General features: G+C 39.6%; 18 protein-coding genes and 2 pseudogenes. 16 read left to right on the top strand and 4 right to left on the bottom strand.

What is annotated here, in order from left to right:
• Positions 1–13 precede the first annotated feature (13 nt).
• Both PBAT_RS07100 and PBAT_RS07095 read left to right on the top strand, forming a co-directional pair.
• Positions 14–889, top strand: coding sequence for a nitrilase-related carbon-nitrogen hydrolase (locus PBAT_RS07100; protein ID WP_068647941.1), 876 nt, complete (start codon positions 14–16; stop codon positions 887–889).
• 364 nt (positions 890–1,253) lie between these two features.
• Positions 1,254–1,418, top strand: a pseudogene (locus PBAT_RS07095) (SMI1/KNR4 family protein); the annotation flags it as partial.
• A gap of 77 nt (positions 1,419–1,495) precedes the next feature.
• On the opposite strand, the gene PBAT_RS07090 reads toward PBAT_RS07095, so the two are convergent.
• Positions 1,496–2,101, bottom strand: coding sequence for an NAD(P)-dependent oxidoreductase (locus PBAT_RS07090; RefSeq protein ID WP_338060041.1), 606 nt, complete (start codon positions 2,099–2,101; stop codon positions 1,496–1,498).
• Between the two features lie 565 nt (positions 2,102–2,666).
• On the opposite strand from PBAT_RS07090, the gene PBAT_RS07085 reads away from it, so the two are divergent.
• The 6 genes from PBAT_RS07085 to PBAT_RS25530 all read left to right on the top strand — a co-directional run bounded on the left by PBAT_RS07085 (position 2,667) and on the right by PBAT_RS25530 (position 9,352).
• The gene (locus tag PBAT_RS07085; RefSeq protein ID WP_068647935.1) at positions 2,667–4,103 is read left to right on the top strand and encodes an AcpB/EbpR/MafR family transcriptional regulator; all 1,437 of its coding nucleotides are present in this window, start codon (positions 2,667–2,669) and stop codon (positions 4,101–4,103) included.
• 164 nt (positions 4,104–4,267) lie between these two features.
• Positions 4,268–4,975 carry a purine-nucleoside phosphorylase gene (deoD, locus tag PBAT_RS07080; protein WP_068647933.1) on the top strand — a complete coding sequence of 236 codons (708 nt, stop codon included), beginning with the start codon at positions 4,268–4,270 and terminating at the stop codon, positions 4,973–4,975.
• A 3-nt stretch (positions 4,976–4,978) separates the two neighbouring features.
• A complete protein-coding gene (locus PBAT_RS07075; protein ID WP_248912416.1) occupies positions 4,979–6,322 on the top strand; it encodes a purine/pyrimidine permease in 1,344 nt (447 codons plus the stop codon).
• Positions 6,323–6,340: 18 nt separating this feature from the next.
• Positions 6,341–7,522: a NupC/NupG family nucleoside CNT transporter gene (locus tag PBAT_RS07070; protein WP_068647931.1), complete on the top strand. Its 1,182-nt coding sequence runs from the start codon at positions 6,341–6,343 to the stop codon at positions 7,520–7,522.
• A gap of 167 nt (positions 7,523–7,689) precedes the next feature.
• Positions 7,690–8,877 carry a phosphopentomutase gene (gene deoB, locus PBAT_RS07065; protein ID WP_068647929.1) on the top strand — a complete coding sequence of 396 codons (1,188 nt, stop codon included), beginning with the start codon at positions 7,690–7,692 and terminating at the stop codon, positions 8,875–8,877.
• A 154-nt stretch (positions 8,878–9,031) separates the two neighbouring features.
• Positions 9,032–9,352 carry a hypothetical protein gene (locus PBAT_RS25530; RefSeq protein WP_149466267.1) on the top strand — a complete coding sequence of 107 codons (321 nt, stop codon included), beginning with the start codon at positions 9,032–9,034 and terminating at the stop codon, positions 9,350–9,352.
• On the opposite strand, the gene PBAT_RS07060 is transcribed toward PBAT_RS25530, so the two are convergent.
• Complete coding sequence (locus PBAT_RS07060; RefSeq protein WP_068647927.1) at positions 9,308–9,643, bottom strand: MerR family transcriptional regulator; 336 nt, start codon at positions 9,641–9,643, stop codon at positions 9,308–9,310. The two genes, PBAT_RS25530 and PBAT_RS07060, sit on opposite strands and share 45 nt — an antisense overlap.
• A 73-nt stretch (positions 9,644–9,716) precedes the next feature.
• Between PBAT_RS07060 and PBAT_RS07055 the strand changes: the two genes are divergently transcribed.
• Complete coding sequence (locus tag PBAT_RS07055) at positions 9,717–10,406, top strand: type 1 glutamine amidotransferase domain-containing protein (protein WP_068647925.1); 690 nt, start codon at positions 9,717–9,719, stop codon at positions 10,404–10,406.
• 95 nt (positions 10,407–10,501) lie between these two features.
• Here the strand turns inward: PBAT_RS07055 and pdxR are convergent, their stop codons facing one another.
• Complete coding sequence (gene pdxR / locus PBAT_RS07050; protein ID WP_068647923.1) at positions 10,502–11,932, bottom strand: MocR-like pyridoxine biosynthesis transcription factor PdxR; 1,431 nt, start codon at positions 11,930–11,932, stop codon at positions 10,502–10,504.
• 215 nt (positions 11,933–12,147) lie between these two features.
• On the opposite strand from pdxR, the gene PBAT_RS07045 reads away from it, so the two are divergent.
• A complete protein-coding gene (locus tag PBAT_RS07045) occupies positions 12,148–12,696 on the top strand; it encodes a pyridoxamine 5'-phosphate oxidase family protein (protein ID WP_068647921.1) in 549 nt (182 codons plus the stop codon).
• Positions 12,697–12,738: 42 nt separating this feature from the next.
• On the opposite strand, the gene PBAT_RS07040 is transcribed toward PBAT_RS07045, so the two are convergent.
• Complete coding sequence (locus PBAT_RS07040; RefSeq protein ID WP_068647919.1) at positions 12,739–13,740, bottom strand: AraC family transcriptional regulator; 1,002 nt, start codon at positions 13,738–13,740, stop codon at positions 12,739–12,741.
• A gap of 257 nt (positions 13,741–13,997) precedes the next feature.
• Between PBAT_RS07040 and PBAT_RS07035 the strand changes: the two genes are divergently transcribed.
• The 6 genes and pseudogenes from PBAT_RS07035 (at position 13,998) to PBAT_RS07010 (ending at position 18,622) form a co-directional block, all read left to right on the top strand.
• Positions 13,998–14,276 (top strand): HPr family phosphocarrier protein, encoded by a 279-nt coding sequence (locus tag PBAT_RS07035; RefSeq protein WP_068647917.1) that lies wholly within the window; start codon positions 13,998–14,000, stop codon positions 14,274–14,276.
• A 16-nt stretch (positions 14,277–14,292) separates the two neighbouring features.
• Entirely contained in the window at positions 14,293–15,684 is a 1,392-nt protein-coding gene (locus PBAT_RS07030) for an MFS transporter (protein WP_068647915.1), read from the top strand.
• A 96-nt stretch (positions 15,685–15,780) separates the two neighbouring features.
• Positions 15,781–17,046: a glycoside hydrolase family 1 protein gene (locus PBAT_RS07025; protein ID WP_068647913.1), complete on the top strand. Its 1,266-nt coding sequence runs from the start codon at positions 15,781–15,783 to the stop codon at positions 17,044–17,046.
• Between the two features lie 248 nt (positions 17,047–17,294).
• Positions 17,295–17,468, top strand: a pseudogene (locus PBAT_RS07020) (small, acid-soluble spore protein, alpha/beta type); the annotation flags it as partial.
• 28 nt (positions 17,469–17,496) lie between these two features.
• Positions 17,497–17,793 carry a hypothetical protein gene (locus PBAT_RS07015; protein ID WP_248912415.1) on the top strand — a complete coding sequence of 99 codons (297 nt, stop codon included), beginning with the start codon at positions 17,497–17,499 and terminating at the stop codon, positions 17,791–17,793.
• A 52-nt stretch (positions 17,794–17,845) separates the two neighbouring features.
• Positions 17,846–18,622, top strand: coding sequence for a 3-hydroxybutyrate dehydrogenase (locus PBAT_RS07010; protein WP_068647908.1), 777 nt, complete (start codon positions 17,846–17,848; stop codon positions 18,620–18,622).
• The last annotated feature ends 64 nt before the right edge of the window (positions 18,623–18,686 follow it).

Below are 18,686 nucleotides of genomic sequence, written 5' to 3'. Positions count from 1 at the left end.
ACTAGAGGTGAATATGAAAAAGTTAACGATAGCAACCACACAATACGGTCTCACCGATATCCGTACCGAAGAAGAGTTCTGGACGGGGATCGATACGAAGGTTCGGGGGGCTGCCGAGCAGGGCGCCTCCATGATCGTGTTCCCGGAGTACATGACGGCTCACTTGCTAAGCTTAGAGCCATCGATGATGCACGATGAAGCGTGTTATTTTCTGGACGGGCTGACGGATAGATATATCGAGTTCTTCGGAGGGTTAAGCCGAGAATGCAATATTGCTATACTAGCGGGAACGCATATTTGCTTAGAGGAAGAGAGCAAGTACTCGAATAAGGCATTCCTCTTCTTTTCAGACGGACGGGTGGAGACGCAGAGCAAGGTGCATCTTACGCCGGAGGAGCAGATTCGCTGGCCACTGGTCGGGGGTGACGAGCTTAACGTATTCGACACGGAGTGGGGCAAGATGGCGATCTTGACCTGTTACGACATCGAGTTTCCGGAGCTGGCGAGGGCAGCCGCGCTTCGTGGCGCGGAACTGCTTCTATGCCCTTCCTATACCGATAATTCCTTCGGGTACCATCGCGTGCGGCATTGCGCCCAAGCGAGGGCGATCGAGAATCAGCTGTTCGTCGTATTGAGCGGACTGGTCGGATCCTTGTCCGAGGATCGTCCGCAGGTGGACATGGGGTTTTGCCAAGCGGGCATATTCACCCCATGCGATCTACCGTTCGCCGCGGATGGCATCTTGCAGGTCGGAGAAACGAACGAAAACAGGACGGTGCTGGCCGAACTTGACTTCCACAGGCTCCGAGAGAATCGTGAACGCGGAGCGGTAGCACCCTTCTACGACCGCCGCCCTGATCTATACGAACAGCAGAAGACGTTACTGTAAACCGAAAATCCGTTGCGATTACATGGGAATATAAAAACATTTCAGATAAACCTATTGGGTTTGCTCACAACCATTACTTAATATGCTGAATCATTTGATTCAGCAAAAAGGAAGATTTTTATTGAAGTGACACAGATGCTAAAGTAGATTTTAATTCATTTTATTTCTCAAGGTTTTTAGAAATGAGTGGAGAGGTAGGCTGTTATGCTTACTTCCCCGCTCTTTATTTGTTTATACTAAGGTCTGTTAAGATATCTATAGTATGCTTCACACCAGTGTAAAGAAGTCGGTAATGTAAAGGTTAAATATTTTGCAGGGTGTCTATTAGCAGGTGAAAGAAAGTACGATCATACAACTGGGCATCAATCAATTCACAATCTGGGGCATTATTCCACATGAGAAGTTGCTGCCTTACTATAAGGCGGTATGGCCGGAATATAAAAGCAATCCGAATTTTAGAGAAAAATATATCGGTTGTTTGCGAGAACTGCATTTGCCAGATGATTATTTCGACAAAGACGAATCGTGAGGAAGGTGTACATGAACCACCCGCTCGTCATTGGACCGAAATGACAAACGATACGTGATTCCTTATTTGAGTCCTTATCAATCAGAAATACCAATCGATGTACAGTCGTATTTGGTATCTCTTAATGCTCTCACGATAAAATCGGCTACGTCAGCACGAGAAATCGTTCTTGACTTTTCAGGTACGCCTGTTGAAGATTCTCTATAGTTTCCTGTCAAAGCTTTATTCGTCAATCCCATAGGTCTAGCGATGGTATAGATAAGTTCATTCGCCACAATATAATCAACGGCGCATTTATGATCTAGCAGAGCATTCTTTAGCATGGTCATGACCAGTTTTCCAGTAATACCTGGAATTTCTTTGTGAATACCTGCAGAAGCTGTATAGATGATTCGATTGATTTTATGTTCCATCATGCCATCTACTATAATTTTGGTCATCTCTTCTAGCTCCGTAGATTTTTTCATACCTTGACTAGAGCCTAAGCAGGATACAACGGCATCATGTCCTGCAATGGCTTGGGTAACCTCATCTTTATTGAAGCAATCTCCTTGGATAATATGTAGCTGCTCATGGTTGATCTGTAATTTTGAAGGTGTACGTACAAATGCAGTTACCTCAAAGTCCTGTTCTAAAGCCTGCTTCACAAGATATTGGCCGACCCCACCTGTTGCACCAAAAATAATAATTTTAATAATATCACTCCGTTCATTTTATAGAGTAAGTATAACGTAAGTGCAATAGTTATAATACTCATAGCCCTATGTTTATTATATATGATAAACGTCCGCCATTAGATCATTTACCTATTATAAACAGGTATCTTTAACAAATTATAATTGTGAGATTAAAACTTAGATGGCTTGATAGTGTATGAGGTTGAGATTTTTTTGCGAAAAAGGTAAGTAAATAAATACAATGAAGAGGGCCTTTCGCAATGCGATAGGTCCTATATCAGGCTAATTCGTTTCAATGAGTATCGCTGTTAAAGTCATACGGTGACGTTTAGGGCCTTGTACTATGCATACGTTAAAATATTCTTGATCGTGGAAGCATAAGAGTTGACACCAAGCGAATGATACCATTAATGTTTGGTGAGTTGGTGACATGAGACTTATCATAGATAGTATTCAAACAGGCTTTTCGTTTGAGGCTGTTCGGATCACGGTAAAAGAACGTCAAAAGGGTAAAAGGAATTGTCCTTGTTTATACTTTAATGTTCAAATTAAATTGAAATAGGGTGGGAATATGGATAAGGGATTTACATTAGCTAGCCAGCTATTAACGCTGCTTGATATGGAACAAAGATGGTTTACCTTAAGCGAAGTTGAACAAAGTTTAGGTATCTCAGATAAAACCATACGCAAGATGGTTGAGGAGATTAGCAAGCAATTACCACCTACTGTCATCATTGAGGTTTCTAGAGGAAAGGGAATATTTCTTCGACGGGATGGACGCAGTAAGACAATTAGTGAAGTGATTTCTTCTATGTTCAGACAAACCATCTTTTATCGGCTGATGAATGTATTGTTTACGAATATTGGTCGACTGTCCGTGGAGGAACTTGCCGGAACACTGTTTATGAGTACCTCGTCTTTGAAGAAACTGATCGTGGAATTAAATAATAATGATCTACAAGCGTATAAGTTACGCATTACTTCTTCTACACCTATGATCAAAGGCAATGAGATGAATATTCGATACTTCTATTGGAAGTTATATTGTGATGCGTATGAGTTTGCAGGATGGCCCTTTGAGAATGTCGATTTTACTTATATCAATCAGTTAATTACAAATACAGAGAATGAGAAAAACATTGTTTATTTTATCAATTCCAAAAGGAGATTATCCTTTTTGTTGGCCATTGTAGTAGAAAGAGTTGCTATAGGAAAATGTGTGAAAATCGACGAATATAGTTACCCCTGGGGAAAGGGCTTTTTTTATTTTCCAGTGAAAACCTTTGCGAAGAGTCTTGAAGAAACGTTCTCCATTGAATTTCCTGAAAGTGAAATATTCTTTATGCAATCCCTGGCTAGTCTTAGCCAATATCATTATTATGAGGGATCACAAATAACACCGATGAAAGAAATCGAATTACACAAAGATAAAGAAGAATATCAAATGGGTAATCTGCTTCTAACGCAATTGGCAAAGGTATACCCTAACTTGGATATGGAAGAACGATTTATATTGGAGATATATGCGTTCTTTGACAAGCTATTGATTGATAATGCGATTCCCGAATGGATGATGATTTCAAAAAGTAATTTAACGACATATGTTCAAAAGGAGTGCCAGCAGATTTATCAAGAATTGCAGACCTGCATGGAAACGTGGAATAAAGCGTACCCTTCCTTCTTGTATAGTGATTATCACTTAACAAAGCTCACCTTAATGGTTCGCTCAAGCTTGCGTTATAAAAGGAAGAGGGCTTTCTTAGTCATCGGAGAAGAATTCTCAATTCGTCATTACATTGCGGATTTGATAAAGAAGGAAATTGGAGATCAGTTGATCATGGATACATCCATCATGAAAGGGCTAACGGACGAAATGATGCAGGAACATCAAATTGATCTTGTCATTAGTAATATCCCAGTTACATTAAAGACAGTGCCTGTTGTGATTATCTCTACGATCCCATCTAAAAGAGATTTAGACAATATTCGTAAAGAATTACTTATATAATTTGACCAATTATTTTCCCTACCCTAGGGGAGATTTTGGTCTAGTTTGTTATGAAAAAAAACCTTATGCTCAAAGTAGTTTCAGAAACTAATTTTCTTAACGGCAGGTGAAAGCGATTTCGGTAAACCTGAGTTTAATATTCATTAAAAGTTGGGGGAAGACATATGAGTAGGCATTTAGGTGCAAAAAAAGGAGAAATAGCGGAACGCGTGTTGCTTCCAGGAGATCCTTTACGTGCAAAATTTGTAGCAGAACACTTTTTAGATGAGGCTTATTGTTATAACGAAGTCAGAGGTATGTATGGATACACTGGATTATACAAGGGTGTGCCGGTGTCGGTTCAGGGGTCAGGGATGGGAAATCCATCGATGAGTATCTATGCAACCGAGTTGATTGTCGATTATGAAGTTAAGAAATTGGTTCGCATCGGTACATGTGGCGCAATGCAAAAAGAAATTAATATCCGCGATATTATATTAGCCCAAGCCGTGTCTTCAGATAGCAATATGACGGAGAAGATCTTTCATGGCTGTAATTATGCGCCTACGGCAGATTTCTCATTGTTAATGAAAGCGTATCAAGAAACACAAGGTAAAGATGTAAATGTCTTTGTTGGCAACATCTATAATTCGGATGAGTTCTACCGTGAAACCTTAGATCGACTTCACAAGTTTATGGATTTTGGTGTATTAGCAGTAGAAATGGAAAGTACATCCTTATATACTTTAGCCGCTAAATATGGTGTGAAGGCATTATCAATTCTGACAGTGGGCAGTCAATTGTTAACACAGGAACATTTAACTCATCAAGAAAGTGAGCAATCTTTTCATGAAATGGTTGAAATAGCTCTTAATACGATCATTGATGGCTAAATGATGGACAAGAGTACGGGTGTAAGAAAAGAGAGTGGAAAAGAAATGAAAGTAATACTGTCCGGATTGCAGTGGATGATTTTTATGATCGCAGGTGCCATTGCTGCGCCAATTGCTATCGCAGATTTATATAACTTAACACCCATTGAGACTTCTGGACTCATTCAGAGCACAATGATCACTTTAGGGACAGCTGGATTTCTACAAGGCCTGATTGGTCATAAATTCCCTATTCATGAAGGTCCGGCAGGGTTATGGTGGAGCATCTTTACCATTTATGCGAGTTTAGTAGGGGTATTATATTCTTCTAGTAGTGAAGCCTTACAAGCTTTAAGTGGAGGGATGATCATTAGTGGTGTTTTATTTATCCTAATTTCAGTATTTAAGCTAATGGATAAAATCGCCCGTCTATTTACACCAACCGTCACTTTTATATATTTGCTCTTATTGATCTTTCAATTAAGCGGTTCTTTCATGAAAGGGATGATGGGAATCACATCAAGCCACACGTTGTTAGATGTTAAAGTGTTCTTGCTTAGTGTGATTGTGATTTGCATGACCTTTTGGTTAGGGAACAGTCGCTTTGTCTTACTGCGCCAATTTTCAATAATCATTAGTATATTGCTAGGTTGTCTATTATTTATAGTGTGCGGCAATATGCCGGTGATTGCACAGGCGGATACGCTATTTAAGCTACCGGAATTATTCCCTTTTGGAACGCCAAGATTTGACGGTGGGACCATCACTACGGCATTTTTATTAACACTATTATTAATAACGAATGCGCTTGCATCGATTAGGTTGATGGAGACCGTTATGAAACCAAAGCAAGTGGATAATCGCCGGTATTTGCGTGCTGGATTTACTTCTGGGATTACACATTTTATTGGTGGTTGTTTAGGGGCCGTTGGATCAGTACCTATCTCAGGATCGGCGGGATATGTTGAACAAACAGGTATGAGGGAACGCAGTTCCTTCTTGATTGGATGTAGCTTAGTAGTCTCCATTTCCTTATTTCCGCCAATGATGAACGTCATATCAGGTATTCCAGCTCCTATAGGCTATGCCGTTACATTCGTCATTTTTGTAAAGATGGTTGGATTATCCCTGAAAGAATTGAAGAAGGTTATTCATGAAGAGCGAACATTTATCGTTAGTGGCGTTTCCCTGTTAGTTGGTGTGGGTTTAATGTTTATCCCTTCATCATCCACAATCCAATTATCTCCGATCGTGATCGCCATTTTAAATAATGGGTTAATCTGTGGAAGTCTGTTAGCGATTATTCTAGAACAAGGATTAATGTGGAAAGATGGATTTCAAAATAAGAATTCCAAGAAAATTGACTGATCATTTGGAGGGATAAAGATGCATTATCTAATATCTATTGTCGGCCTAATTATTGTTCTACTACTGGCATGGCTTGCGAGTAACGATAAGAAAAAGATTAAATATCGTCCAATCATTGTCATGATTGCTGTTCAGATTGTTTTGGGTTTACTCATACTAAAAACGAGCATTGGCGAATTCTTAATTACGGGTTTTGCCGATAGTTTCTCGAAATTACTTGGCTATGCCAATGAAGGTATTAATTTTGTTTTTGGTGGGATTGCTAATGAAGGGGCCCATACATTTTTCCTTTTTGTTTTGATGCCGATTGTTTTTATGTCAGCATTAATAGGGATTTTGCAACATTACAAAATACTTCCTTTCATTATAAAGTATATTGGTTTGGTACTGAGTAAAATAAATGGCATGGGAAAATTGGAATCTTATAACGCGGTTGCAGCTGCAATTGTAGGACAAAATGAAGTATTTATTTCTGTGAAAAACCAACTTGGATTATTGCCAAAGCATCGCTTGTATACATTATGTGCGTCTGCAATGTCGACGGTATCCATGTCAATTGTCGGTTCCTATATGACGATGCTAGAACCTAGGTATGTTGTGGCTGCATTAATATTAAACCTATTTGGCGGATTTATCGTATCATCTATCATCAATCCGTATGAAGTTACACCTGAAGAAGATATTGTTGAAGTTCAGGAAGAGGGAAAACAAACATTTTTTGAAATGCTGGGCGAATATATTATGGATGGCTTTAAAGTAGCCATCATCGTTGGGGTTATGTTAATTGGGTTTGTTGGGATCATTGCTTTAATTAATGGTGTCTTCAGCGGTATATTCGGTATCTCGTTCCAAGGAGTTCTAGGGTATGTCTTTGCACCGATTGCCTTTCTTATCGGAGTGCCATGGAATGAAGCTGTTACAGCTGGTAGTATCATGGCGACAAAACTTGTTGCAAATGAATTCGTTGCGATGCTTGACTTTGTTAAGATCCAAGATGGTTTAAGTGGGCGTACTACAGCCATTGTCTCCGTGTTTCTAATCTCATTTGCTAACTTTGGATCGATTGGTACAATTGTGGGTGCAGTGAAAGGTTTGAATGAAAAGCAAGGGAATATTGTTGCTCGATTTGGATTAAAGCTGTTATATGGCGCGACACTTGTAAGCGTTTTATCAGCTATTATTATCGGTATTATATTCTAGTTGAATCACTTCTCTATGGAATACAACTTAACTCGAAATGGAGCTGTCCCACAAGATCTAGAAGCTTGCGGGATGACTCTTTTTCCTGTTGTTGATGGTTATTCCTATACAGCAGAGCATAAATAAATCTAATGAAGTCAGATGATCTTGGAAGGAGAATTTATGATATGAAACCAACACCTCGGTTTAAGCGGATTTTCGTCATCGTTATGGATTCGGTAGGCATTGGTGAAGCGCCAGATGCGATAAAGTTTGGTGATGTGGGATCACATACGTTACGGCACATTGCGGAAAGAATGAACGGACTACATGTACCTGTTTTATCTAAGTTAGGCTTAAGCCATATTGATCAAATACCCGGGGTACCCAGAGTAGAGCAGCCTTTAGCTTATTTCACCAAAATGCAAGAGGCTTCGAATGGGAAGGATACGATGACAGGACACTGGGAGATTATGGGCTTACAAATCGATATTCCCTTTAAAGTGTTCCCAGATGGATTTCCAGATGAATTAATGAACGAATTAGAACAAAGAACAGGGCGGAAGATGATTGGGAATAAGCCAGCTAGTGGTACGGATATTCTGGATGAACTTGGACAAGAGCATATGAACACGGGTGCACTCATTGTCTATACTTCGGCAGATTCAGTGATTCAGATTGCAGCTCATGAAGAGGTTGTTCCTTTAGATGAGCTATATCAAATCTGTGAGATTGCCAGAGAGATTACTTTGCGTGAGGAATATATGCTAGGTAGAGTGATCGCCAGACCCTTCCTCGGACCGCCTGGGAATTTCAAGAGAACACCGAACCGTCATGATTATGCCTTAAAGCCTTACGGAAGAACCGTGATGAATGAGCTCAAGGATGCTGGGTTCGATGTACTAGCGATTGGTAAGATCTCAGATATATATGATGGTGAAGGTGTCACCAAGTCTTTGCGCACCGTGTCTAACATGGATGGCATGGATAAACTCATGGAGACCATTCAAACTGATTTTACGGGACTTAGTTTCTTGAATCTTGTTGATTTCGATGCACTTTATGGACATCGTAGAGACCCGATCGGGTATGGGAAAGCACTAGAAGAGTTTGATAATCGATTAAATGAAGTTCTCGCGTGCTTGCGTGAAGATGATCTTCTCGTAATTACGGCAGACCATGGCAATGATCCTATTCATGCGGGTACAGATCATACCCGTGAATATGTTCCTTTACTCATCTACAGTAAGAGTTTCACTGGGCAACGTGAGCTACCCGTAAGTAAGACATTTTCGGACATTGGAGCAACAGTTGCACATAACTTTGATGTAACCATGCCACAATTTGGACAGAGTCTCCTACAGGAGCTTAAATAAACATCATTTGAATTGAATAGGAACAGGATACCTCACTTGTATTTGGTGAAAAGGTATCCTGTTTTTTTCTGTGAAATAGAATATCATTTCAGGTGGCGCCTGCCAGTAGTGTATCGACAATATAAGCGAAGCGAATGATGATCATGAAATAGGAATGACATTGTTTCGCAATATTAATCGTGAAATCGGAGCAACGATGTTAATGGGTACCTACGACCCAACAGCTGAAAGTTATTGCAACCGAATTATATTCATAGCAAATAGAAATAATAATTTTTCCGAGATAAAAATAATTGATGAAGGAAGTAGAATGTCAGAAGCTGAAGTTAAGTCGCTAGGCACTCCTATTTATTCATTAAAAAGTAATGGAACAGGGATAGGATTAATGATTTGCTTTAATATTGAGCCTATCATAATAATATCTATATTATTATTTTATTATTTTATTTTCAATTTCATCGATGTAAGAGTTTAAAATAAGTATTTGCTCTTCTAAGCTCTTTTTATGTTGTAACAAAATTGAGTTCGTATCTATGTTTTCATATTCTAAATTTATATTTGAGATATTTCCCCTTATATCTTCGATAGGCATTCCTAGGCGCCTAAAACACTTTATTAATCTAAGGATTTCAATGTCTTTATCATCAAATATACGAATTCCTTGTATATTTCTTTTTAGTGTAGGAACTAATTTTATTTTTTCATAATATCTAATTGAGCTTGAAGGTATTTGAGACAAATCACTAGCTTTTTGAATTGAATACATAATATTTCCTCCTTGACTTAAAGTATGGTTTAACCGTTAAGGTTACACTAACACATTAAAGGGAGTGAAGATAATGGCAAATATTTTAGTAGTCGTAACCAATGTTTCTAAATATCCAGATCTTGAGCGTGCAACAGGATTATGGTTAGGAGAAGCTGTACACTTTGTAGATGAAATGGATAAAAAAGGATATAAAATCGATTACGTTAGCCCTAAAGGAGGGTATACTTCGATAGATCCACATAGTTTAGAAAAAGATCAAATGACCGGATTAGATTGGAAATACTATCAAAATAATGATTTTTTAAATAAGTTAGGGACTACGTTAGCTGCAGACGAAATTAATCCTGAAGATTATGATGTTATTTACTTTACAGGCGGACACGGCGTAATGTGGGATTTCCCCGATAATGAAAAACTGCAAAAGGTTGCTATGAAAATATACGAAAATGGGGGGATTGTATCAGCGGTTTGTCATGGTGCTGTTGGTTTAATAAATATTAAAAACGATGCAGGCGAATATTTAATTTCAAATAAAAAGGTCACAGGCTTTGCAAATAGCGAAGAAATAGCTGTGGGATTGGATAAAGTGGTTCCGTATTTAACAGAAGATAAACTTGTTAAAAGAGGTGCCAATTATGTAAAAGGAGATGATTGGGCATCGTTCACTGTGGTTGATGGCCATATTGTAACAGGACAAAACCCTGCATCTGGCGGTGAAGTTGCAAAAGAAGTAATTAATATATTAAATTCAAAACTATAATACGATAAGTAGTATGAATAAATGATTGCAAATCGTGTTTCATAGAGCACTCTAAGACACCAGAGTCAGGATGATCTGGTGTCTTTATGATGATTCTATAAGATCAACTCCGCAAGGCGATGAATCCCCTGTTCAATGGAAGCTTCATCTACTTGTGCAAACCCCAATACCCAGCCCTTTCGCTTGCTATCCAGACAATAGGGTCCAAGAGGGTATATACGTATTCCTTGTTGAAGAGCTAACATGCTCACGGCTTCCTCATCATATGATTCTTCAGCTTCAAGTAACATATGTAATCCCGTTTCTACTCCACTGAGTGTGAACCGCTCTCCTAAACCGCTAGCTATAATAGCCTTTGTGATGGCTTCGTGTCTTCTTCGGTAGACATTTCTAACTCTTCTCATATGGCGCATGAAATGCCCACTCTTAATGAAATGGGTTAGTGTTAGTTGATCCATAATCGGAAGATGACGGTAAGTCAGCTCCTGTACCCTAGCTAGTTGAGCAATAGCTTCAACAGATCCAACGATAGCCGAAATACGAATGCCTGGAGCAATCATTTTAGAAAAGCTCATAAGGTATAGGGTATTCTGAGGTGCTTGGCTAAAGAGCGTTGGAAGCGGGTCCCCACGATATCGAAATTCACTATCATAATCGTCTTCGATGATCCACAATTGATCTTTAGTAACCTTATGTAGCAGTTGTTGCCTGCGCGGTTCCGACATCACGACTCCGACTGCGCACTGGTGCGAAGGAGTGACAAAGATTAACTTGGATTCTGGGTCAATATGCTCAACCACTAGTCCATACTCATCAACAGGAACGGGTACTACATTCATATGCCGATATTTCATCGCCATCCAGGAAGCTGGAAAACCAGGATCTTCTACAGAGACCGTGTCGCCATCAGATAAAAGCGATTGTGCAATTAAGTCAATACTATGCTGCGCTCCTGAGGTCAATAGAATCTGATTGGTTTGAATATGAATGCCTCGTTCAAGTGATAAATAACGTTGGATTTGCTCACGTAAGGGTGTGTAACCATAGGGATCACCATAAGCCCAACTAGATAAATCCATTTCAGCGGAGGCATGGAGAAGCGATTGTCGCCAGTTCTTGTGAAATTGCCCATCCAAATAAGGTTCATGGGGGCTAAAATCAATATCCACTTCTCGCTGTTCTTTTCCTCTGAACCAGTCATGGAGTTGATCGACAGCCGTGTTTAACAAGGGAAGTGAAGGGGGGATGGGGCCATCTGTCATAATTTCCTTCGTTGACTCCGTGATTTGATTCCATTGACTGACTCGCGTTCCTCCTCGGCGAGACGTAACGGTATAGCCCCGACTAAGCAATTCCTCATAGACAATCTGTATCGTTGAGCGGGAGACACCTACCATGTGGGCCAGTTCGCGGGAAGGAATCAGCAATTCTCCTGGGGTCCAGATTCCTTTTGTAATATTATGAATAGCTTGATCCAGCAATTGCTGCCAGATTGGTCTCTTATCATTACGAATGACTTTCATCATCGTATACACCTCCAAATACAAGATCTAACCCTGAATAATAATTATGGATTGTTCATAAACATGATTTATGGATGTTATTATGCCATCCATTTATTGATATACTACCGTAATAACAAGGGTATATGCAATCTGCCCGTTTTCGTACTTTAGAAGAATATGAAATTCAAGGCAATTAAGCGGGATGAATATCTATAAATGAAAGGGGAAATTAGAAAATGCAATCGGTTCGTTACAAGGTTAGGCAATGTCAGGATCAAGAGAAAATTGAACGTTTCCTTCGTCAAGCGAGAACGGGGTTTCTTGGGTTGGTTGATGGGAATCTACCCTATGTTGTACCTCTTAATTATGTATGGAGTGAGGGGAAGCTGTATTTTCACGGGGCTGGAGATGGAAGACGAAATGAAGTTATGAAGGAAAACTCAGAGATATGTTTTACGGTATGTGAAGAATATGGAACCATCACAGATCCCGTACCTGCCAAAACAGATACGGCATATATGAGTGTAATGATATTTGGACAAGCAGAGCCGATTACCGATTTGGACGAAGCTACGCATGTACTTCAGGAAATGATGAATAAATATGTACCGGGATATTATAATCGTCCCCTATCCAAGCAACATGTGGACAAGTATAGGTCGGCTGTATTTGGAGGACCGGTTCAAGTATGTCGGGTCATTCCGAGCCATATGACGGCTAAAGAAAGTCCTATTGAAGCAAAAAAAATGTATAAAATGGACATGAAGGTAGGACGAGAGAATTAATGAATGGATAGCTACTCTGTGGATTAAATAATAGCTTGATCGTTATTTTCTTTTATGTTTATTCTCTCTATACTGGTTCGGAGTTTGGGAATATACTTCTTTGAATTTTTTGAAGAAAAAGGATAAGCTCGAATAACCCACTTCTTCCGCGATATCAGGTATGGGAAGGTCTGAGTTGGATAAATAAATAACGGCTTTATTCAAACGTTCAATCTGGAGAAGTTCTTTAAAGGACTTTCCGGTAGCTCTCTTGAGCATAGCCGATATATAGTTAGGGTGATATTTATAGTGGGCTGCTATTTCAGTAAGGGTGCAATCACGATAATTTTTCTCAATATATCTTAGAAATTCAATAATAATAGAATCTTTCTGACTTATATTACCTGCCTCAATACTAGTCATACTATTACTGTTCCGAATCAATTCAGTAAATAGAATGAATAAATAAGAGTCAATCATGTCAGTAGAACAAAAATCTCGATCAAAATATTCACACATTATATTCTGCATGATTTCTATTATGTTAGATCCATTTTCTAAGGGAAAGTGGAGATAATTATTGGCTCTTCGAGTATCAATCAGAGAATCTATTAAAAAATGAGAGATGGCACTTTTTTTCGTAAATCGGCTAAGAAAACCTGAGGTCAAGTAATCATGTTTCAGTTTGATATCGATGATAATATCCGAATCCGATATTCCTTTTAATGTATGAGGGGTTTGTTTATCAATAATGATGATGCCCCCCTCATTCATGTTGATTTCGCCAGTTTGCATGACGACTGTGCATTTGCCTTGATAGACGTAAATCAATTCGATGTATTGATGAATATGCATAGGTACTACCGAGGAAGGCACGGATTGAAAAACAACAATATTATCCTCAATGGGTGTATACGCCATATCAAAACTTAGGTTAAATATATAAACAGTCTGACCATTTACCTCTATCGTTTCCGCGTTATATGTGTTTTTTATAAGGTCCCAATCGGGTACATCTCTAAGGTTGTTGGTTATCAAATAGGATCGTAATTCAGCAGTATTCATTGGTAGGCCACCATTCTTTGAAACGAGCACAGTTTATTATTTAAAATTATAACTCATGTATACATTTTTTATCAATAGCGTAATGAGAGTAGTATTGTGAAAGCTTCTAAAGATAATGGGTGCTTCCTATGTTTTTATTAATAGTGATAGATCGTTGAAATAAAAATCTTTGAAACAAGCACTAATATGCTTGGATTTTAGCATTAAAATTTATGAAAGCGCTTGCTAAAATAGGTACATAGGGAGGGTTCAAACACATGGTTAGTAAAACATTTTTAATGATAGATCCTAACGGATTTCATGCAGGGCCTACAAATGAGTTAGTGTATACGGCTAACCAATACCTGGATTGCGCTATATTTGGTGAGCATGAAGGACTAAGGGTTACCTTACATTCGATCCTTGGAGTTCTTTCTTTATCGATTCGAGCGGGTCATGTGTTAACCATCTCTGTTGATGGGCCCAATGAAGAGATGGCCATGAAAGCGCTCCAGTCCGTTATCGAATGTCAAGAAATTGGTATTCTGAAGAAATAATAAGGAGGAAAAAGCGATGGCTACACCGGCGACAGGGACGAAACTAGATAACGGAACTCACGAGGCTTATGCAAAGATATCATTGAAAGAACGTTTTGGATATGCAATAGGTGACTTTTCGACCAATATTATTTGGACGGCTATTACAACCTTTCTCACCTTTTTTTATACAGATATTGTTGGAATTTCAGCAGGTATTGTAGGTACAATCCTTCTGGTTACTCGACTCCTAGATGGGGTAGCTGATGTAGGTATAGGTGCTTTGGTTGACCGGACCAAGAGTAAGCATGGAAAGGCTAGACCTTGGATCAAATGGATGGCTGTCCCGTTTGGATTGTCGGTCATGATCTTGTTTACAGCACCAGAATTAGGCCACACAGGTGCAATTGTCTATGCGTCTCTTACCTATTTCATTGTTAGTTTAATCTATTCATCCATAAATATTCCTTATGGCGCTTTGAATTCGCTTATGACACAGGATCCCTATCAACGTTCTCTTCTTAGTATAACTCGAATGGTGTTAGGGATTTCTGGAGGAGTTCTCATTAGTTTTTTTGCGATGCCTATGATAAATGCATTCGGTGGCGGAAAGACAGGTTGGTTCTTAACCTTTGTAATCATTGGGGTGATCTCACCACTATTATATGCCGTGACGTACAAAACAACGAAAGAGCGTGTGAAACCAGTTGTTGTCCAAAAGGATATTCCATTTCGGGTGGGGATTAAGGCTTTGATGCGGAACAAGTTCTGGTTGATTGTTATTCCGTTCACCACGCTTATCTTCCTAAGCTCGGGTGTTAGCGGAGCGCTAAATATCTATTACGCCCAATATATCCTGCATAATCCGGCCCTTGTTGGAGCCTTATCTCTTGCTGGACTGGTGCCGATCTTGGTCGGTATGATTATATCAACGCCCCTTATTAAGAAGGTCGGAAAGAGAAATGCAGCTCTAATTGGAGCATGTATCTCATTGATTGGATCATTACTGATTCTTATAGATCCATCAAATTTTCAGGTCATTATGATCAGTACAGTCTTGAAGACACTTGGAATAGCCCCAGCCGTTGCGACAGGTGCTGCTATGCTAGCTGATACTGTGGATTACGGAGAATGGAAAACCGGAGTCCGTACGGAAGGCCTAATTTATAGCGGTCATAGCTTAGCGTCGAAGATCGGGAGTGGACTTGGAGGAGCGGTTGTCGGATGGACGTTAGCCCTGGGAGGATATATTGGTGGTATTGAGGTTCAATCGGATATGGCTCTATCATCCATCAAGACTTTGTTTATATATGTTCCCATGCTATTGGCTGTACTGCAAATTGTATTGATGTCTATCTATAGCTTGGATAAGAAATATCCTGCAATCATGGCAGAGTTGCAAGCTTTGGGTAATGATCGGAAGGCTTAGACCTTAATGGGAATTGAAAGGGCTACTCACTAGGTAAGTTTCGTGTGGATGTGTGTTTAAAAAAAATAGAATAAATAAGGATTAGGAGTGTTGAATATGGAAAATGTATTTCCTGTAAACTTTATTTGGGGTTCATCAACGGCAGCGTATCAAGTAGAAGGTAACAATACAAACAGTGATTTTTGGGCAGAGGAACATGCAGAAGGTTCCCCATACTTGGATAAATCCGGCGATACTATTGATCAGTATAGGCTTTATAGAGAAGATATTGCCCTTATGGCTAGCTTAGGCTTGAAGGCCTACCGTTTTTCCTTAGAATGGTCAAGGATCGAACCGGAATCCGGACAATTCTCACGCTCGGCTATCGAACATTATCGAGATGTGCTGAATACCTGTCATGAGTTCGGACTTACTCCGATTGTGGCATTGCATCATTTTTCTTCTCCTAGATGGTTAATGAGACTAGGGGGATGGGCTAATCCGAATATTCCCGAACTTTTTTCAGCCTATTGTGAGGTTGTTATCCGTGAGTTGGGCAATTTAATCCCTTATGTATTGACTTTCAATGAAGTAAATCTTCCCATTATGTTACGTGATGTATTCTCCAATATCGGAGTTATTCCTCCTGTAGGGATTGATACCAAATCATGGTCCTCTCCTAAATGGAGAGAATCAGCAGCGAAGCTCTGTGGAACTACAGTAGACCAATATTTCACATTCCATATGATCTCAGATGAAGCGAGTATCGGCATACTGAAGGAAGCACACTTGAAAGCTCGTAAAGTGATTAAGGGAATACAACCTAACATTAAGGTAGGTTTATCCATGGCCCTTTCTGATCTCCAGTCGATCCCGGGTGGTGAAGCAGTGGCCGAGAAGAAATGGAAAGATAATTTTGGTGAGTATGTAGATATAGTGCAAGGGGATGACTTCTTCGGTCTTCAAAACTATACCAGAGAGGTTTACGGTCCGAATGGCCTGGTTAAGCCTACAGATGGAGCTGAGCTTACACAAATGAAATATGAGTTTTACCCTGAAGCACTTGGAAATGTCATTCGAAAAGTAGCGAAAGAGCTACATATCCCCATCATTATTACGGAGCATGGGATTGCTACGGATGATGACAGTCGTCGGATTGAATTTATTCGTAGAGGTTTAGAAGGTGTACAGGCTTGTGTAGCAGAGGGTATCGACATCAGAGGATATATGTACTGGTCATCCTTTGATAACTTCGAGTGGAATTCAGGCTATTCGATGACATTCGGAATTATTGAAGTGGATAGAGCCACACAAGAACGTAAAGTCAAAGAAAGTGCTAAGTATTTAGGACGGATTGCACAAAACAATAGTTTAACTTTTTAAAGTAAGGAGTAAGGATTAATGACATGCTCTATGTCCTATAATCATAAGTAGGGATAATTATCATATCAAATGTTTGTTGAAGTACGGGTACTCTATTGGAGTACCCGTACTTTTCGTTGTATAGATGATAGGGTGTTGCGTATCACGCATAGTGAAGATCATTAGTTCATCTACCTTTCTCCATGATATTCCCCAAAAGTCCTGGGTATGTTAGAACAAGATATCTGGGGAAAGGGGAGTGTAGCATGATGGCAAGAAGAAAGAGAAGATATGTGGTACCAGGGGTCGAACAGGGAATGCAGGCTTTCAAAGCAGATGTCATGAGGCGCGAAGGATATACGGTTAATCCGAATCTACCAGACGATGTGAAATACGAAGTGGCCAAGGAACTTGGTGTATCCCTGCATCCAGGTGATAATGGAAGTTGCTGAAGGGCTTTCTGTACAAATTATGTCTATTATTACGGGTTCTGCTTCAGGTGGGATGGGAATTGCACTTAGTACGCTAGGTGATACGTTTTACAACGCTGCGCTAGCAACAGGAATTAGTCCAGATGCATTGCATCGAATAGCCGCTGTTGCTTCTGGTGCATCTATATTCCCTAATAATGGTGCGCTGTTAACACTATTAGCCGTTACAGGGCTGTCTCATAAAGAGACCTATAAAGATGTATTTGTCGTTGCTTTTATAATACCTACCATCGCATTAATCGTTGGCGTAATTATGGGTATTATCGGTCTAGTATAAAGAAGCACTATGCTATTTAACAAATGATATCTACAATAGGAGGAATTATATTATGGTTAACAATAAAGTGGTTATTATTACAGGTTCTGCTCGAGGTATTGGATTTGAAATTGGTAAAGAATTTGCTGCCAGCGGAGCTAAAGTCGTTCTATCTGATATTAATGAAGAACAGGTCAAAGAATCAGCGGAGTCTCTTAAGAAATTAGGTTTCGAATCCATAGGGATTAAAGCCGACGTTACAAAAGAGGAAGACATACAAAATCTAGTCAAAGTGGCGAAAGAGACGTACGGCACAGTTGATATTGTGATTAATAATGCTGGTTTGCAATTCGTATCACCAATTGAAGATTTTCCAACAGCTAAATTTGAAATGATGCACAAAATCATGTTGATTGCACCTTTCATTATGATCAAAACAGTATTCCCAATGATGAAGGAGCAAGGATTTGGTCGTATTATTAATATTGCTTCTATTAATGGATTAGTTGGGTTCGCAGGGAAAGCGGCATATAATAGCGCGAAACACGGTGTTATTGGTCTAACAAAAGTTGCTGCCTTAGAAGGTGCAGAACATGGCATTACCGTTAATGCATTATGCCCAGGATACGTAGATACCCCACTTGTTCGTGGACAAATGGCAGATCTAGCTAAGACTCGTAACGTACCTGTTGAGGATGTGCTAGCAGAAGTTCTTCTACCTTTGGTTCCTCAAAAGAAATTGTTAGAAGTTAGTGAAATTGCTGATTATGCTTTGTTCTTAGCAAGCGATAAAGCTAGAAGTGTAACAGGTCAAGCGGTTGTTATTGACGGTGGTTATACAGCTCAATAATGCCTAAGCATTAGTGGTAATTTGGACGACATTTTGAATAAGGGTGCCTCCTTGGCGTCCTTAT

The organism is Paenibacillus antarcticus, assembly GCF_001637225.1.
Taxonomy (GTDB): Bacteria; Bacillota; Bacilli; order Paenibacillales; family Paenibacillaceae; genus Paenibacillus_AQ; species Paenibacillus_AQ antarcticus.
This window is presented reverse-complemented; position numbering and strand designations above follow the sequence as displayed.

Bases quoted from the DNA above. Each gene is read 5' to 3' on its own strand.
- deoB (WP_068647929.1), top strand. From the start codon at position 7,690: ATGAAACCAACACCTCGGTTTAAGCGGATTTTCGTCATCGTTATGGAT.
- PBAT_RS07070 (WP_068647931.1), top strand. From the start codon at position 6,341: ATGCATTATCTAATATCTATTGTCGGCCTAATTATTGTTCTACTACTG.
- PBAT_RS07045 (WP_068647921.1), top strand. From the start codon at position 12,148: ATGCAATCGGTTCGTTACAAGGTTAGGCAATGTCAGGATCAAGAGAAA.
- PBAT_RS07075 (WP_248912416.1), top strand. From the start codon at position 4,979: ATGGACAAGAGTACGGGTGTAAGAAAAGAGAGTGGAAAAGAAATGAAA.
- PBAT_RS07030 (WP_068647915.1), top strand. From the start codon at position 14,293: ATGGCTACACCGGCGACAGGGACGAAACTAGATAACGGAACTCACGAG.
- PBAT_RS07060 (WP_068647927.1), bottom strand. From the start codon at position 9,643: ATGTATTCAATTCAAAAAGCTAGTGATTTGTCTCAAATACCTTCAAGC.
- PBAT_RS07025 (WP_068647913.1), top strand. From the start codon at position 15,781: ATGGAAAATGTATTTCCTGTAAACTTTATTTGGGGTTCATCAACGGCA.
- PBAT_RS07055 (WP_068647925.1), top strand. From the start codon at position 9,717: ATGGCAAATATTTTAGTAGTCGTAACCAATGTTTCTAAATATCCAGAT.
- deoD (WP_068647933.1), top strand. From the start codon at position 4,268: ATGAGTAGGCATTTAGGTGCAAAAAAAGGAGAAATAGCGGAACGCGTG.
- PBAT_RS07010 (WP_068647908.1), top strand. From the start codon at position 17,846: ATGGTTAACAATAAAGTGGTTATTATTACAGGTTCTGCTCGAGGTATT.
- PBAT_RS07040 (WP_068647919.1), bottom strand. From the start codon at position 13,740: ATGAATACTGCTGAATTACGATCCTATTTGATAACCAACAACCTTAGA.
- PBAT_RS25530 (WP_149466267.1), top strand. From the start codon at position 9,032: ATGACATTGTTTCGCAATATTAATCGTGAAATCGGAGCAACGATGTTA.
- PBAT_RS07085 (WP_068647935.1), top strand. From the start codon at position 2,667: ATGGATAAGGGATTTACATTAGCTAGCCAGCTATTAACGCTGCTTGAT.
- PBAT_RS07100 (WP_068647941.1), top strand. From the start codon at position 14: ATGAAAAAGTTAACGATAGCAACCACACAATACGGTCTCACCGATATC.
- PBAT_RS07035 (WP_068647917.1), top strand. From the start codon at position 13,998: ATGGTTAGTAAAACATTTTTAATGATAGATCCTAACGGATTTCATGCA.
- pdxR (WP_068647923.1), bottom strand. From the start codon at position 11,932: ATGATGAAAGTCATTCGTAATGATAAGAGACCAATCTGGCAGCAATTG.
- PBAT_RS07015 (WP_248912415.1), top strand. From the start codon at position 17,497: ATGTCTATTATTACGGGTTCTGCTTCAGGTGGGATGGGAATTGCACTT.